The organism is Mumia quercus, assembly GCF_025506335.1.
GTDB classification, from domain to species: Bacteria; Actinomycetota; Actinomycetes; order Propionibacteriales; family Nocardioidaceae; genus Mumia; species Mumia quercus.
In genome coordinates, this window is record NZ_JANZYO010000004.1 from 126,177 (window position 1) to 142,078 (window position 15,902).

At 71.3% G+C, this 15,902-nt stretch carries 12 protein-coding genes; 6 read left to right on the forward strand and 6 right to left on the reverse strand.

Annotated elements, in window-relative coordinates; genetic code table 11:
* Window positions 1-41 precede the first annotated feature (41 nt).
* Both NYZ95_RS09965 and NYZ95_RS09970 read left to right on the forward strand, forming a co-directional pair.
* Entirely contained in the window at window positions 42-2,126 is a 2,085-nt protein-coding gene (locus NYZ95_RS09965; RefSeq protein WP_262851119.1) for a discoidin domain-containing protein, read from the forward strand.
* 96 nt (window positions 2,127-2,222) lie between these two features.
* A complete protein-coding gene (locus tag NYZ95_RS09970) occupies window positions 2,223-2,732 on the forward strand; it encodes a flavodoxin family protein (protein WP_262851120.1) in 510 nt (169 codons plus the stop codon).
* 31 nt (window positions 2,733-2,763) lie between these two features.
* Here NYZ95_RS09970 and NYZ95_RS09975 read toward each other — a convergent pair whose 3' ends face one another.
* A complete protein-coding gene (locus NYZ95_RS09975; RefSeq protein ID WP_262851121.1) occupies window positions 2,764-4,896 on the reverse strand; it encodes a HelD family protein in 2,133 nt (710 codons plus the stop codon).
* Window positions 4,897-5,023: 127 nt separating this feature from the next.
* Between NYZ95_RS09975 and NYZ95_RS09980 the strand changes: the two genes are divergently transcribed.
* Window positions 5,024-5,935, forward strand: coding sequence for an ornithine cyclodeaminase family protein (locus NYZ95_RS09980; protein ID WP_262851122.1), 912 nt, complete (start codon window positions 5,024-5,026; stop codon window positions 5,933-5,935).
* Window positions 5,936-5,965: 30 nt separating this feature from the next.
* Here NYZ95_RS09980 and NYZ95_RS09985 read toward each other — a convergent pair whose 3' ends face one another.
* From NYZ95_RS09985 to NYZ95_RS09995, 3 genes are read right to left on the reverse strand one after another with little or no spacing between them, the layout of a single operon-like run.
* Window positions 5,966-6,679, reverse strand: a complete 714-nt coding sequence (locus NYZ95_RS09985; protein ID WP_262851123.1) for an ABC transporter ATP-binding protein — start codon at window positions 6,677-6,679, stop codon at window positions 5,966-5,968.
* On the reverse strand, window positions 6,652-7,503 hold the full coding sequence (locus NYZ95_RS09990) for an ABC transporter permease (RefSeq protein ID WP_262851124.1): 852 nt from the start codon (window positions 7,501-7,503) through the stop codon (window positions 6,652-6,654). Before NYZ95_RS09990 ends, NYZ95_RS09985 begins: the two co-directional genes overlap by 28 nt.
* Window positions 7,500-8,444, reverse strand: coding sequence for an aliphatic sulfonate ABC transporter substrate-binding protein (locus NYZ95_RS09995; RefSeq protein WP_262851125.1), 945 nt, complete (start codon window positions 8,442-8,444; stop codon window positions 7,500-7,502). Before NYZ95_RS09995 ends, NYZ95_RS09990 begins: the two co-directional genes overlap by 4 nt.
* A gap of 291 nt (window positions 8,445-8,735) precedes the next feature.
* Here NYZ95_RS09995 and NYZ95_RS10000 point away from each other — a divergent pair, with 291 nt between their 5' ends.
* The 3 genes from NYZ95_RS10000 to NYZ95_RS10010 all read left to right on the forward strand — a co-directional run bounded on the left by NYZ95_RS10000 (window position 8,736) and on the right by NYZ95_RS10010 (window position 14,114).
* The gene (locus NYZ95_RS10000) at window positions 8,736-12,416 is read left to right on the forward strand and encodes an Ig-like domain-containing protein (RefSeq protein ID WP_262851126.1); all 3,681 of its coding nucleotides are present in this window, start codon (window positions 8,736-8,738) and stop codon (window positions 12,414-12,416) included.
* Window positions 12,417-12,573: 157 nt separating this feature from the next.
* The gene (locus NYZ95_RS10005) at window positions 12,574-13,797 is read left to right on the forward strand and encodes a FlgD immunoglobulin-like domain containing protein (protein ID WP_262851127.1); all 1,224 of its coding nucleotides are present in this window, start codon (window positions 12,574-12,576) and stop codon (window positions 13,795-13,797) included.
* A gap of 92 nt (window positions 13,798-13,889) precedes the next feature.
* A complete protein-coding gene (locus NYZ95_RS10010) occupies window positions 13,890-14,114 on the forward strand; it encodes a hypothetical protein (protein WP_262851128.1) in 225 nt (74 codons plus the stop codon).
* Window positions 14,115-14,166: 52 nt separating this feature from the next.
* Here NYZ95_RS10010 and NYZ95_RS10015 read toward each other — a convergent pair whose 3' ends face one another.
* Together NYZ95_RS10015 and NYZ95_RS10020 are read right to left on the reverse strand one after the other, a co-directional pair.
* Window positions 14,167-14,817, reverse strand: coding sequence for a methionine ABC transporter permease (locus tag NYZ95_RS10015; RefSeq protein WP_262851543.1), 651 nt, complete (start codon window positions 14,815-14,817; stop codon window positions 14,167-14,169).
* A gap of 50 nt (window positions 14,818-14,867) precedes the next feature.
* The gene (locus NYZ95_RS10020) at window positions 14,868-15,896 is read right to left on the reverse strand and encodes a methionine ABC transporter ATP-binding protein (RefSeq protein WP_262851129.1); all 1,029 of its coding nucleotides are present in this window, start codon (window positions 15,894-15,896) and stop codon (window positions 14,868-14,870) included.
* Window positions 15,897-15,902 lie beyond the last annotated feature (6 nt).

The window sequence follows — 15,902 nt, forward strand, 5'->3', positions numbered from 1 at the left end:
AACATTCACGTCCAAGTGGCGGGCGAGCGGAGGCGGGCGTGATGAGAGCGAGCAGCGGTCGAGGACGAGGACGCAGAGCACGGGCGGTCGGCGTGGTGGCGGCCGCGCTCGGGCTCCTGGTGGCGGCGACGGCGGGCGGTCCGGCCGCCGCGCAAGGCCAGTGGTGGGAGCCCACGAACCCGCCGGCGGTCGAGTCCGAGGTCAACGTGACGGGGGCGCCGTTCACCGGCACCGCGCCGAGCGGCGACGTCCGCGGCTACGTCGACGCGCACACTCACATGTTCTCGGACGAGGGCTTCGGCGGGCACGCCGTCTGCGGGGAGACGTTCAACCCCGACGGCATCGCGAAGGCGCTCCAGGACTGCGACGGCCACGGCGTCTCCTTGCTGGAGAACCTCACCAACTCCGCCAAGGGAGCCGGACCCCTCGACAAGCACGACACGACGGGCTGGCCGACGTTCCCCGAGTGGCCGACGTACTCGTCGTTCACGCACCAGCAGATGTACTACAAGTGGGTCGAGCGGGCGTGGCGCGGCGGCCAGCGGATCATGGTCAACGACCTCGTCTCCAACACGGGCCTCTGCACGATCCTCGGCCTGGTCGCCGGGCCGAACGAGGCACCGTGCGACGACATGGACGCCGTACGCAGGCAGGCCCGCAAGACGTACGAGCTCCAGTCGTACATCGACGCGCAGTACGGCGGTGCCGGCAAGGGCTGGTTCCGTGTCGTCACCACCCCGCAGCAGGCGCGCAGCGTCGTCGAGCAGGGCAAGCTGGCCGTGGTCCTCGGCGTCGAGGTCTCGGAGCCGTTCGGGTGCAAGCAGGTCCTCGGCGTCGCGCAGTGCAGCAAGGCTGACATCGACCGCGGTCTGGACGAGCTGAAGAGCCTCGGCGTCAGCAGCATGTTCCTCTGCCACAAGTTCGACAACGCGCTCTGCGGCGTGCGCTACGACGCCGGGACCACCGGGCTCATCGTCAACATCGGCCAGTTCCTCACCACCGGCACCTGGTGGAACCCGCAGCCCTGCAAGCCGGGCCAGACCCCGGACAACACGGTGATCGGCGGCGTCATCCCGAAGGAGCTCGCCGTGATCCCGGGCCTTCCCGCGGTGCTCCCGGTCTACCCGACCGGCCCGCACTGCAACCCGCGAGGGCTGAGCGACCTGGGCGAGTACGCCCTGAAGGGCATGCTGCAGCGCAACATGATGGTCGAGCTGGACCACATGAGCGCCAAGGCCGCCGACCGCGCGTTCGAGGTCATGGAGGCGTCGGGCTACCCCGGCGCGCTCTCCAGCCACAGCTGGCTCGCCGGCACCTCGACGGAGCGCCTCTACAAGCTCGGCGGGTTCGCGACGCAGTACGGCCACTCCGTCGGCGAGTTCGTCGCCGACTGGCAGGCGACGCGCCCGCTGCGCCAGAAGTACGGCGTCGCGTACGGGTACGGGACGGACATGAACGGGTTCGGCGGGACCCCCGCTCCCCCGGCGGACGACGCCCAGAAGATCACGTACCCCTTCACCTCCGTCGACGGTGGGGCGGTGCTCGACCGGCAGCGTACGGGCGAGCGCGTGTGGGACTACAACACCGAGGGCGTCGCGCACTACGGGATGGTCCCGGACTGGATCGAGAGCCTGCGTCGTACGGCCGGGTCGGCGCTCACCGACGACCTGATGGCCGGCGCGCAGTCGTACCTCGACACGTGGACCGCGGCCGCTGCTTGGGCCCCGGGCCTCAACCTGGCGCGCGGCGCGGCGGCGAGCGCAAGCTCCACCGAGTGGACGCTGCTGGGGCGGCTCAAGCCGGCGCAGGCGGTCGACGGCTCGTTGTCGACGCGCTGGGCAAGCCGGTGGGGACACGACGACGAGTGGTTCCAGGTCGATCTCAACACCGCGCGGCAGGTCTCGCGGGTGACGATCGACTGGGAGGCGGCGTATGCGTCCCGGTACCGCGTCGAGGTCTCGACCGACGGCAAGACGTGGAGCACGGCAGCGACGGTCGACTCCTCCAACGGCGGCTCGGACACGGCGACGTTCCCCCCACGCTCGGCACGGTACGTACGGGTGCAGGGCGTCGACCGGGCGACGGACTACGGCATCTCGATCCGCGAGCTCGGCGTCTTCAGCTGACCCCGCGAGTCACCGCCACCGCGGTCGCGAGTCACGTTGCACGTGGCTCGCGACCCCGGTGCGGGTGCCCTAGCGTGACCACAGGGGGTGCGTGCGATGGCGCGAGCAGAGGTCGTGTACGAGTCGATCTGGGGGAACACCGAGGCGGTCGCCCGCGCGGTCGCGGAGGGCATCGCCTCCCGGCTCGGCGAGGCGGAGGTCTCCGTACGAGCGGCGTCGGACGAGACCGGTCCGGATCCGTCGACGCAGCTCCTGGTCGTGGGCGGACCGACGCACGCGTTCGGCATGTCGCGACCCGCGACGCGAGAGAGCGCGAAGGAACGCGGCGCCACGACGATCCCCGCCCGCGGGATCCGCGAGTGGATCGACGCGCTAGGCGCGCCGCGTACGAGGGTCGCCGTCGCGACGTTCGACACGAGGACGGTCTCGCCACGCTTGCCGGGGTCGGCCGCGAAGAAGGCCCTGAAGCGGCTCGTCTCCCTCGGGTACGAGCCCGCCGCGAAGGCCGAGACCTTCGGCGTGCACGGGTACGAGGGTCCGCTCGCGGACGGCGAGCTCGAGCGTGCGCGCGCGTGGGGCGCGCAGCTCGCCGACCGCGCGCGGTGACTCGCGGGCACGCACACGGTGACTCGCGGGCTCAGTGGCCGATGCGGTCCAGCCAGTCGCGCGTCGAGCCGACCGTCAGCAGCAGCTGCGTCGCACGGGTGAGCACGACGTAGAGCGTGCGCCAGCCTGCGTCGGACTCCGCGACGATCTGGTCCGGCTCCACCACGAGCACGGCGTCGAACTCCAGCCCCTTGGTGTCGAGACCGTCGAGCACGCGCAGGCGGTCGAACTCCTCCCGCTCCTCGGCGAGGGCGTCCGCGATCTCGTCACGGCGGGCCGCCGGGACGACGACGGCGACCGTGCCCTCCACCGCGGCGAGCAGGTCGCGCACGCCGCTGCGCACCTCGGCGTGCACGAGGTCGGGCGCGACGAGCACGTGGCGCGGCTCCTGCCCCGTGCGGCGCACGGCGTCAGGGGTGTCAGCACCCGGGATCGTCGCGTGGGCGACCTCGGCCGCCAGGTCGTAGATCTCGGCGGAGTTGCGGTAGTTGGTCGACAGCCGGAAGAAGTGCTCGTCCTTCCCGTCGAGCGCGGCAGCGCGGGCGGCCGCCGCCTCGTCCGGGTACGGCCACGAGGACTGCGCCGGGTCGCCGACGATCGTCCAGCTCGCGTACTTGCCGCGCCGGCCCAGCATGCGCCACTGCATCGGCGAGAGGTCCTGGGCCTCGTCGACCAGCACGTGCGCGTACGAGTCGTCCTCGATCGACTGCGTCGCACGCTGCTTGCGCGACGCCTGCTCCTCGCGCTCGAACGACATCAGCTGCTTGACGTCGAACGGGTCGTCGTCCTCGTCGGCCGGCGGGACCTCACCGAGGAGGTAGCGCAGCTCGTCGATCAGCGGCACGTCCTCGATCGAGGGGACGCCCCCAGCCTCCTGCCACGCTGCGGCGAGCAGCTCGATCTCGCGACGCTTGAGAACGCCCTCGGCGTAGCGGCGCAGCACCTCGACGTCGGCGAGGGACTCCCACACGTCGACCGGGTCGAGCGGCGGCCACCACGCGGCGGCGAAGTCGAGGAACGCGTCGTCGCCCGTGAGGACCTTGTCGAACTCGTCGCGCTCCTTCTCGAGCGCACGCTCGCCCTCGACCTGCGCCCACAGCGCGTCGAGGAGGGTCTTCTGGACGCGCCCGTACGCACGGTTGCGCTGCTGTCCCGAGACGAGCTGGCGACGCAGCCGGTCGAGCGCGGCGGCATCGAGGCGCAGGACGTCGTCGCGGTAGAAGTAGCGGAACTCGGTCGGCTCGCCCGGCTGGGCGGCGCGGGCGGCGCGGGTCAGCACCTCGACCATGCGCGCCGAGCCCTTGACGGCGGCGACGTCGGCGCGGTCGTGCGCGCCGGCGGAGACGCCGTCGACGACCTCGCCAAGCGAGCGCAGCGTCACCGAGGTCTCGCCGAGGCTCGGGAGGACGCGCTCGATGTAGTTCATGAAGACGCCCGACGGCCCGACGACGAGCACGCCTCCGCTCTCGAAGCGGCGACGGTCGACGTACAGGAGGTACGCGGCGCGGTGCAGGGCGACGACGGTCTTGCCTGTGCCCGGGCCGCCCCCGATGGTGGTGGCACCGCGGCTGGGTGCGCGAATCGCCTCGTCCTGCTCCTTCTGGATCGTGGCGACGACCGAGTGCATGGACGCGTCGCGGGCGCGCGACAGGCTGGCGAGCAGCGCGCCCTCGCCGACGACCACCATGTCGTCGGGGGCGTGCTCGCCGTCGAGGAGGTCGTCCTCGACACCGACCACCGTGGAACCGCGGCTGCGGAGCACCCGGCGACGCACGACGCCGGCCGGGTCCTGCGCCGTGGCCTGGTAGAACACCGCCGCCGCGGGAGCGCGCCAGTCGATGAGCAGCACCTCGCGCTCGGCGTCGCGGACCCCGATGCGGCCGATGTAGCGTCGGTCGCCGTCACGAAGGTCGAGGCGGCCGAAGACGAGCCCCTCGTGCGCGGCGTTCAGCGCGGCGATGCGCTTGGAGGCCTGGTAGACCATCGCGTCCCGCTCCACGAGACCGCCCTCGTGACCGACGTGCCCGCGCGCGTAGCCCTCACGGGCCAGCGCCTGGGCCGCCTTCGTCGACTCCTCGAGACGTCCGTAGACGACGTCGACGTACGCCTGCTCGGCAGCGATCTCTCGCTGCTCGGCCGACGGCTGGCTGGGGTGGTCTGCCACGTTGCTCCTCGTTCGCGACACCAGGGACAGAACTGTCAAGTGTATCTGGACCGTCCGGCATTCCCGCCGTCGTCCCGGCACTGCGTCCCGCCGTGCTCGCAGGCACCGACTCTGCCACGGTGGAGCCATGGTCGAGCTGCTGACGGACACCGCCGTGCTGGCGACCTTGCGTGCCCGTGACGCGGTCCAGTGGATGAAGGACGCAGCCGTCGCCGCGCACCGCGGGCAGCTCCACGCCCCCGCCCGCATCCGCGCCGACATCGGGGCCGGTTCGCTGGTCGTGACGGCAGGCCACCTGGACGGCCGGTGGTACGGCTACCGGGCGTACGACACGTTCGGGCTGGTCGCCGGTGAGCAGGTCGTGGTGGTCCACGACGCGGAGCTCGGCCGCGTCCACGCGATGGCCGTCGGCGCCGAGCTCGGCCCTCGCCGCACGGGCGCGCTCGGTGGCGCCGCGGCCGACGTCCTCGCGACGGCCGACGCCTCGCGTCTCGCGCTGATCGGGGCGGGCACCCAGGCGTGGACGCAGCTGTGGGCGATCGATGCCGTACGCGACCTGGCGGAGGTGCGCGTCTTCACCCGCGACCCTGCCCACGCCGACGGCTTCGCCCGACGCGCCCGCGAACAGCTGGGCGTCGCCTGCGTTCCGAGCCGCTCGGCGCGCGACGCCGTCGACGGAGCGGACCTGGTCGTGTGCGCGACGCCGAGCACCGAGCCGGTGCTGTCGTACGACTGGCTGGCCCCCGGCGCGTACGTCGCGACCCTCGGCCCGAAGCAGATGGGCCGTCACGAGATCGGGATCGACCTCCTCGAGGCCGCAGACGTGGTGGTCACCGACTCGCTTGCGCAGGCGCTGGAGCAGGAACCGCCCAGCACCGTCGTCGGGACACGCGTCGAGGACCACCTCCACGAGCTCGGCGCCGTCCTGGACGGCGCGGCCACCGGACGGACGTCGCACGACCAGGTCTGCGTCTTCTACTCCGTCGGCCTCGCGGGGACCGAGCCGTACCTCCTGGCGAAGCTCACCAGCCTGGGCTGACCGTCGAGCTGACGTCCGGGCAGGCGCCGGTCACGCCTCCACGGGCACGTTGAGCAGCGCCAGGAGCCGACGCCGCAGCGCACCGAACTGCGGATCGTCGACCGCACGCGGGTGCGGCATCGGCACCACGATCTCCTCGACGAGCCGCCCCCCGTCGAGCACGAGGAGGCGGTCGGCGAGGAGGACGGCCTCGTCGACGTCGTGCGTCACCAGCAGCGCCGCGAAGTCGTGGGCCGACTGGAGCTCACGGAACAGTCGCTGCATCTTGAGCCGGTTGAGGGCGTCGAGCGCGCCGAAGGGCTCGTCGAGCAGCAGCAGCTCGGGACGTCGTACGAGCGCGCGGGCGATCGCGACGCGCTGCGACTGACCGCCGGAGAGCTCGCCCGGCCACGCCCGCCCGCGATCGGCGAGTCCGACCTCGCCCAACGCGGCCGAGACCCGCCCGGCCACGTCGGCCCCTCGTACGCCGAGCGCGACGTTGCCCGCGACCCGCTTCCACGGGAGCAGCCGGTGCTCCTGGAAGACGACGGCGGACGACGCCGAGACCTCGACCTCGCCCGTCGCCTCGTGGTCGAGGCCGGCGAGGATCCGTAGCAGGGTGCTCTTGCCCGAGCCGCTCGCACCGAGCAGCGCGACGACCTCGCCGCGCTCGAGGTGGAGGTCGATGCCGTCGAGCACGACCGTGTCGCCGAAGGACCGGCGCACGTCGCGCGCGGCTACGACGCCTGCAGTCCGCGTCGCCACGAGAGCGCCCTCCTCTCTGCCGCGCGCAGCGCGATGTCGGACAGCAGCCCCAGCACCGCGTACGAGAGGAGACCGAGGAGCACGATCTCGGTCTGGGAGAACTCGCGTGCCTCCATCATCATGAAGCCGAGCCCCGAGTCGGTGTTCACCTGCTCCCCCACCACGAGGCTCAGCCAGCCTGCCGCGAAGGCGAGCCGCACGCCGAGGAACAGCGACGGCATCGCGCCGGGGACGACCACGTGCCGGACGCGCTCGAGCGCCGACAACCCGCAGGTCCGTGCCGCCTCGACGAGGCGTTCGTCGATGTTGCGGATGCCGGCGTAGAGGTTCAGGTAGATCGGGAAGAACGCGCCGAGAGCGACCAGGGTGATCTTGAGCGGCTCCCCGATGCCCAGCCAGATGATGAGCAGCGGGACGAGGCCGAGGTGCGGGAGCATGCGCGCCATCTGGACGGTGGGGTCGACCAACGCGTCGCCGACGCGGAGCAGTCCCGCGAACGCGCCCAGGACGAGCGCGAGCCCGCCCCCGATCGCCAGCCCGACGACCGCGCGGGTCAGCGACTCGTACACGTGGGCGGGGAGGCTCCCGTCCTGCGTCAGCCGCCAGCCGGCGGCGAGCACCTCGCTGGGTGGCGGCAGCTTGTCCGGTGACAGGACGCCCACCCGGGCGAGGACTTCCCACGCGCCGAGAAGCACCACCGGCGTCATCAGCCGGACACGGCGCAGCCGCACGTCCGCTCGGGAGCGGAGACGGCCGGACCGCGGGCGCGCGCTCGTCGCCGTCGGCGGACCGGTCGCGGCGGGAGCCAGCCGTACGTCGCTCACTCGAGGATGTCCGAGTAGCGGTCGTCGACGCGGCCGGCGATGTCGACCGGCTCCGGGATCAGCTCGAGGTCGGCGAAGCCGTCGGCGATCTCCTGCAGCTCGGCAGCGATCTCGGGAGTGAGCGCGGCGAGCGGCTGCGCGCTTCGCTCCAGGGCGCGCGTGGTCGTGTCGAGCGGGATCTTGAGCTCGGGCGCGAGGAGCGTGGCTCGCTCCTGCGGGTGGGCAATCCCCCAGTCGGTGACCTCGCGGTACTCCTTCAGGAACGCCTCCACCTTCTCCGGCTTCTCCTCCAGCGCCTCCGGGGTGACCAGCACGTACTCACGGTTGTGCGCGAGCCCGGTGGCGTCGACGAGCACCTTCACGCCGGGCTGCTCGGCGAGCGCGAAGTAGGGGTCCCAGATGATCCACGCGTCGACCTGGTCGTTGTCGAAGGCGGGTCGTGCCTCGGCGGGCTTGAGGTACTTGACGTCGATGTCGTCGATCGTCATGTCGTTCGCCTCGAGCAGCTTCACGAGCAGCCAGTTGACGTTCGAGCCTTTGTTGAGCGCCACGGTCTTGCCCTTGAGGTCGGTGAAGGACGTGAAGCCGCTCTTCTCCTTCACCAGGACGGCCTCCCCCTTGGGGACGGGCGCCGACGTCGCGACGATCCGGAAGTCCGTCTTGCCCGCCGCAGCGAAGATCGGCGGCGCCTCGCCGGTCTGGCCGATGTCGATGGCGCCGGCCTTGAGCGCCTCGGTGAGTGCCGGGCCGCTCTCGAACAAGGACCACTCGGCGTCGGGTGCGGCCTCCTTCGCCTTGACGAGGCTCAGGCCGCCGAAGCGCTGGTAGCCGATCTTGAGCGGCTCGTACGCGTCGGCCTCCCCCTCACCACCGCAGGCCGACAGCCAGCTCGCCATCAGGAGGGCGACAGCGGCGGTCAGGGTGGCGGTGGTGCGGCGCATGGAGAGTCCTCAGAGGTCGACCGGAGCAACGGCGGCCAGTCTTCCGAGGGGGGTGAGGGCCAGCCAGGGTTGCGCTCGTGCCGAGGGAAACGCTCCGCCGCGGGCGCGGTGGCCGGATCCGGACAAAGGGCCGAATTTACGTTCTTGACACACAGCCGTCTTCATTCATGCGACGACGAATTTTAGCGTCCTTCGCGGGAGCCGAACCTGTGCTCCGCGGTTTAGCGTCTGCCCTCACAGACGCCCGAGCTGGAGTCCTTTGTGAAGAGAACAACCACTACCCGGCGGCTGGTGCACGGCCTGCTCGCCGCGGGTCTGACCGCAAGCGTCATCGCCGCCTCACCGCTCGCCGCGCAGGCCGACGACGGCGCGCTCCGCAGCGGTGACGGGTTCACCGTCACCGACCTCGGCGGCGCGTACCAAGTGACCGTCGAGCTCGACGAGCCCCTGCCGATGAAGTCCGACGCTCCGACGATCGAGGCCGACGGCCACAGCATCGGCCTCGCGGCCGAGTCGGTCGACGGCACCACACTGACCACCGTCACCTCCGACGCCTCCGTCCTCACCGCGACGTCGCTCGAGCCTGGCTGGTCGAGCATCGAGAGCGCCGCCGTCGACGCCGCCGCGAAGGCACGCGGTGCCGTCGCCGCGACGGCACCGGACCTCGACGACGCGCAGGCCACGATCGACGAGGACCCGGGGTCGCGCGGCTCGTACGCGTGGGACGAGGACATCTACGACTTCGGCGACCAGGCCATCGACCTCACCTCGATCGGCGGCATCCGGGGCGAGGTCCGCGGCAAGGTCTACCTGCCCCGTACGGGCGGAGCGCGCCCGGTCGTGATCTTCATGCACGGCCGCCACACCTCCTGCTCGCAGGGCACCGCCAACCCGAACCGCTGGCCCTGCGGCCCGAACCAGGTGCGGATCCCCAGCTACCAGGGGTACGACGACGCCGCCCGCGCGCTGGCCAGCCACGGCTACGCGGTCGTGTCGATCTCGGCCAACGCGATCAACGCCAACGACAACCAGCTGTCGATCGACTACGGCCAGCTGACCCGCGGCCAGCTCACGCTCGACACCCTGTCGCTGCTCAAGGACGCGAACGAGGGCAAGGCGATCTCGCTGTACGACGCCGACCTCGACCGTGACGTCACGCTCGACCAGGCGCTGGCCGAGACCGACGACGAGATGCTCGACGCCGAGCACGAGGCGGCGCTGACCGCGGCGGACCTCGAGGGCCGCTTCGACTTCTCGAGCATCGGACTCATGGGCCACTCCCGCGGTGGTGAAGGCGTCGCCTCCGCCGCCGTGCTCAACGCGGCGCTGGACGAGCCGTGGGCGATCAAGTCCGTGCTGCCGCTCGCGCCGGTCGACTTCAACCGTTTCACGATCCCCGACGTCACGATGATGACGTTGCTGCCGTACTGCGACGGCGACGTCTCCAACCAGCAGGGCCAGCACATGTTCGACGACTCGCGCTACGCGTTCGACGACGACGTGCTCCGCTCGGCGATGTGGGTGATGGGCGCCAACCACAACTTCTTCAACACGGTCTGGACCCCGGGCGTCTACCCGTACTCGGTCTCCGACGACTGGAGCCGCTCGACCGACCCGGTCTGCGGCACCGCCGAATCCGTCGCAAGCACCTCGATCCGCATGTCGCCGTCGGAGCAGTACGACGTGGGCACCGCTCTCGTCGCCGGCTTCTTCCGCCTCACCCTGGGCGAGGAGGAGCAGCTGCTGCCGATCTTCGACGGCACGGGCGCCGTCGCCGGCAGCCTCGTCGGCAAGGACATCCGCACGACCGCCGTCCAGGCGCCGTCGGCCCGTACCGACATCGAGACGTTCACCGAGGCGGGCAACAACCTGCGCCCGTACGGCACCGCGACGGTCGCGGTCTGCGCCAGCCAGTCGGGCCGTCCCGTCTCGCAGAAGCTGCCCGGGTGCGCAACCACCGCGCTCGCCAGCGCGCAGGTGCCGCACTGGGCCGCGATGCGCTGGAGCGAGGACGTCCCCGCCTCGCCGATGGGTGCGTTCTCGTGGACGACCGCGACCGGCGAGGTCCGCCTCACCGTCCCGCGCGAGGCACGCGACGCCTCCTCGTACGAGCGCCTCGCGCTGAAGGTCGCCGCGGGCGAGTCCGTGGCCACGGGCACCGACATGGCGATCACGCTCGTCGACGGCTCCGGCGCCTCCGTCACCAAGAAGGTCTCGGAGCTCAACCCGCTGGCGCTCCAGCGGATGCCGATCAGCACCGGCACGGGTGCCGCCATGCTCGGCAAGATCGTGCTCCAGCAGGTGAACCTGCCGCTGGAGGGCCTGGGCCTCGACCTCACGGACCTGCGTGAGGTCCGCTTCGGGGCGGGTACGGCCGAGGCCGGGGCGGTCTTCCTCTCCGATCTCGCGCTGGAGTCGCCGACGCTGGGCAACCCGGAGTCAGTCACCCGCTCGTCGGTCAACGTCGGTGCGCAGAACGTCGACGAGGGCCGTGGGCCGGGCACGGTCGACGTCGCCGTGACCCTCGACCGTCCGTCGGACGAGCCCGTGGTCGCCTATGCCTCGGTGCTCGGCACGGCCAGCGCCACAGCGAAGGTCGGCCGCGCGATGCAGAAGGTGACCTTCGCGCCCGGCGAGGTGTGCAAGGTCGTCTCCGCCCCGACGTACGGCGACGCCGACCCGTCGGCGTCCCCGTCCGTGACGTTCCGCGCCACGGTCACGAACACCAGCAACGGTGTCATGGGCACCGGCGCGCTCGACTGGCTGACGGTCCGTGAGGACGACAACGACGCGTCGACCTCTGCACCTGCCGTCGGCACGCCGGGCGACCCGTGCGCGGAGCTGGCGGCCCGCGGCACCACCGCAGAGCTGGAGGCGAGCGACCCGACGCCGGGACCGGGCGAGACCACCACGCTGACCGCGGGCGGCTTCCGCGCCGGCGAGTCGGTCACTGTCACCCTGGGAGACGACACGGTCGGGTCCGCGGTGGCCGACACCGCCGGACTCGTCTCGTACGACCTGGTCGTGCCGGCGGACGCCGAGACCGGTCCGGTCTCGGTGACGGCGAAGGGCGCCGGCTCGCTGCGTACGGCGGCCACCGAGCTCACCGTCCTCGGCACCACCACGACGGCGCTCACGATCGACCCGGCCCTGCCGGCGGTCGGCCAGCCCGTGACCCTGACGGCGACGGTCTCCGGCGCCACCACGGGGACGGTGACGTTCACCGACGGCTCGACCACGCTCGGCACGGCCGAGGTCGTCGACGGTGTCGCGACGCTCGAGCTCGCCGGCCTCAAGGCCGGCAAGCACGCGCTCACGGCCTCGTACGCCGCCACCGCGACCACCGACGCGTCGGTCTCGGAGACGACGACGCTGACGCTCGAGAAGGGCAGCTCCACCGTCGCGCTGACGCTGTCGACGACGGCCAGCACCTTCGGGTCGCGGGTCAGCGGCACGGTCGCGGTCGAGGGTTCGGCTTCCGGCCCGGTCGAGATCCGCTACGGCACCGCGACCGCACAGGTGACGGCGAAGGGCGGCAAGGCGACGTTCACCCTGCCGGCGACGCTCGCCCCCGGGACGTACGCGGTCCGGGCGACCTTCCTCGGGACCGACGAGGTGGCGCCGAGCGGCACCGCCACGGTGACCCTCAAGGTCGCCAAGAAGGCCACCACCACGGCGGTCTCGACCAAGGCGTCGGTCAAGCGCGGCAAGAAGCTGACGGTCAGCACGAAGGTGCGCGGCGCTGTCGCCGGGACCCAGCCGACCGGCACGGTGACGGTGTACGTCAAGAAGGACGGCGGGACGTACAAGGCCGTCAAGAGCGTCCGCCTCGCCGCCGCCCAGAAGGGCACGGTGAAGGTCTCGTCCACGGCGCCGAGCGCGAAGAAGCTGCGCGTGAAGGTCGTCTACAGCGGTGACGCCCGCTACGGCAAGAGCACCTCGGCCGTGAAGGTGGTGACCGTGAAGCGCTGACGCGCACGGCCGACGCGGAGGGGCGGCACCTGCTTCGGCAGGGTCCGCCCCTTCTCGTGTCACGGTTCGGAAAACAGCGTTTCGCGCGAGCTGTGGCGCCCTCTAGTCTGAGCGCGCACGCCGACCCCGGCGAGCCTGACTCCGACCGAGGTCCCGTATGCGTCGCACTCTCGCCCCTGCTCTCGTGCTCGCCCTCATGCCGTTCGTGGCGGCGTCACCGGCCGATGCCGGTCCCTCGACCCCGTCGGTCGTGACGCCGACGAGCGGCCCGGTGACCTTCTCCTTCACCCTGCCCGAGGCGTTGAACGCCGTGGTGCTCGAGATCCGTCGAACCGGCACCACCACAGTCGTGGCCTCCGCCGACCTCGGAGACCTCCTGCCGGGCGCGGCCAGCGCCACCTGGGACGCGCGGACGGCCACCGGCATGCCTGTGCCGGACGGCACGTACGTCGCCACCCTTCGCGCCGCGGGGAGCGAGACGCCGCTCGCCGACACGTCGAACGTCCGTGTCAACCTCGTCGCGCCCCGCGCCACCGTGGCCCCGGCGGTCTCCGCGACCAGCGTGTTCCCGTGGACCGACGGCTACCGAGACGCCGTGACCATCACGGGCCCTGCCCCGGTGACGGAGACCGGGGCCAACGCCTCGATCCAGGTGCTCAACGCCGCAGGCACCGTGGTGTGGTCCGCGGCCGGCTCGTCTGCGCGATGGACCGGGCGCACCAGCAACGGCTCGATCGCGCCCGCCGGGACGTACCGGGTGCGCTCGCGCTTCGTCGACTCCGACGGGCTCGTCGGTTACAGCCCCACGCGGGCGCTCACCGTCTCGGCGAAGCGGTTGGTGACCCGGAAGATGGTCGAGAAGGTCTCGCCGCGCAGGTACGCCACGGGCGTTTACACCGGCAAGTGCGGCAAGACGTTCGCGCCCGCACGCAAGGGCAAGGCATGGAAGAAGTCGGTGGGGATCGCGAGCCGCCACAAGTGCAAGGGCGGGAAGTACTCCGGCCTCGTCGAGGCGCAGTTCGGCGCGTGGTGGCCCGAGGCGTACGACGTCCGTTCGCTGAAGCTCGAGGTGACTGGCGCCGGGCACACGAAGAGCAAGCGCAACTGGGCCATCGGCTACAGCAGGAAGAAGAACGGCACGCTCGGCAAGGACCGCCGGCTCTCGCACCGCTCGGGCACGCGGACGATGCTCTCGCTCTCGGCCGCAGGAGCGCGCGCGTACCTCACCAACCGCCACGAGCTCTACTGGGGCGTGGCTGCGCTCGAAGGAAGTCGCTACGACATTAAGGCGTTCCGGATCACGATCACGTACCGCACGCTGGTCGACCCGAACGCGCGCGGCGCACACGCCGTGCCCAGCAGCGTCCAGCCCGTCGGCTGAGTCGCGCGATCTGGCGCACGCGCGACCGATGTCGCTAGTGTGTCGGACTCGACCGCCGACCCCGCGGCGGTCTCGTGACCAAGGGAGACCTCGTGGTACGTACGTCCAGGAAAGCCTCCACCCGTCAAGTCGTCACCGTCATCGTCGTGGTGTGGCTCGTGATCGGCGCCCTCGCTGCAGCCCAGCGCGGCTACTTCAAGGGCTCGGACGCGACCTGTGCCAAGCTCGGGACGATCACGGTGACGATCATCGCCGGCCCGCTCAACTACGTCGGCGCGAACCCGAAGATCGACTGCGACATCGAGCCCAGCAAGTAGGCGACGCGACGGCGACCCGCACCCGAGGACGGGGCGGGTCGCCGTCGTCGTGTCAGCGTCGCAGGACGCGGCGGGCGAGCGCGTTCCCGCCGAACTGCACGACCTGGACGAGGATCACGATCATGATCACCGCGGTCCAGGTGACGACCGTGTCGAACTGGCGGTAGCCGTACTGCAGGGCGAAGTTGCCCAGCCCGCCGCCGCCGATGACACCGGCGATCGCCGACATGTCCACGATCGCGACGAAGGCGAACGTGTAGCCGAGGATCAACGGGCCGAGCGCCTCGGGGACCAGCACCGTACGCACGATGCGCATCCGGCTCGCTCCCATCGAGCGTGCCGCCTCGATGACGCCGGGATCGACGGTGACGAGGTTCTGCTCGACGATGCGCGAGATCCCGAACGCCGCCGCGAACGTCATCGCGAAGATGATCGCCTTGTTGCCGATCCCGATGCCGACGACCAGGCGCGCCATCGGCTGCAGCGCCGCGATGAGGATGACGAACGGGATCGGACGGAAGAAGTTCACGAACACGTTCAGGACGACGCTCACGATGCGGTTCGGGTAGAGACCCGAGGGACGCGTCACGTACAGGGCGAGCCCGAGACCCATCCCGATGAGCCCACCGAGCGTCAGCGCGATCGCGACGATGTAGAGCGTCTGCCACGTCGCCTCCCAGAACAACGGCCACAGCTCGCCCATCTGGGTGTCGGCCGCCAGCACCTCGGTGGCTGCGAGGTCGAACGACGGGCTCATCGCAGCTCCCTCGTCTCGAGACGCGCGCCGATCGCGCGCAGCGCCGCGTCGACGTCGGTGTCGGCGCCCCGCAGCGACAGCGTGAGGTTGCCGAACGTACGGCCGCCGATGTCCTCCATCCCGCCGTGGACCAGCTCGAACGTCACGTCGCGCGCGATCAGCTCCGCGAAGACCTCGGCCTGCCGCACGCCCTCGTCACGGAAGGCGAGCCGCACGAAGCGGCCGGGGTGCCGTTCGCGCAGCGCGCCCAGCGCCTCGGGGTCGGGCAGGTCGTCGATGATCGTCGACACGAAGCGACGGGTCACCGGCTGCTGCGGGTCGGAGAACACGTCGAACACCGGACCGCGCTCGACGATCCGGCCGGCCTCCATCACCGCGACCTTGTGGGCGATCGACTTCACGACGTCCATCTCGTGGGTGATGACCATGATCGTGAGGCCGAGCTCCTCGTTGACCCGACGCAGCAGACCGAGGACCTCCTGCGTCGTCTCCGGGTCCAGGGCGCTCGTCGACTCGTCGGCGAGCAGCAGCTTGGGTGAGGTCGCGAGCGCACGGGCGATGCCGACACGCTGCTTCTGTCCACCGGAGAGCTGGTCGGTGTAGGTGTGCGCCTTCTCGGCGAGCCCGACGAACTGGAGCAGCTCGGCGACCCGCGCGTGCGCCTCCGCCTTGCCGACCCCCGCGACCTGGAGCGGATAGATCACGTTGCCGTAGACGGTGCGCGACCGCAGGAGGTTGAACTGCTGGAAGATCATGCCGATCCCCAGCCGTACCTTCTGCAGCTGCCGCTCACGGAGCCCGGTGATCTCCGTGCCGTCGACCCTGATCGACCCGGCCGTCGCGCTCTCGAGCGCGTTGACCAGGCGGATCAGGGTCGACTTCCCGGCGCCGGAGTAGCCGACGATCCCGTAGATCTCCCCCGCCTCGACGTCCAGATCGACGTCGTCGATCGCATGGACGGGCGAGCCGTCACGCGACGCAGCGGGGAAGACCTTCGAGACGCCGCGCATCTCGACGAGAGCCATGCGGAC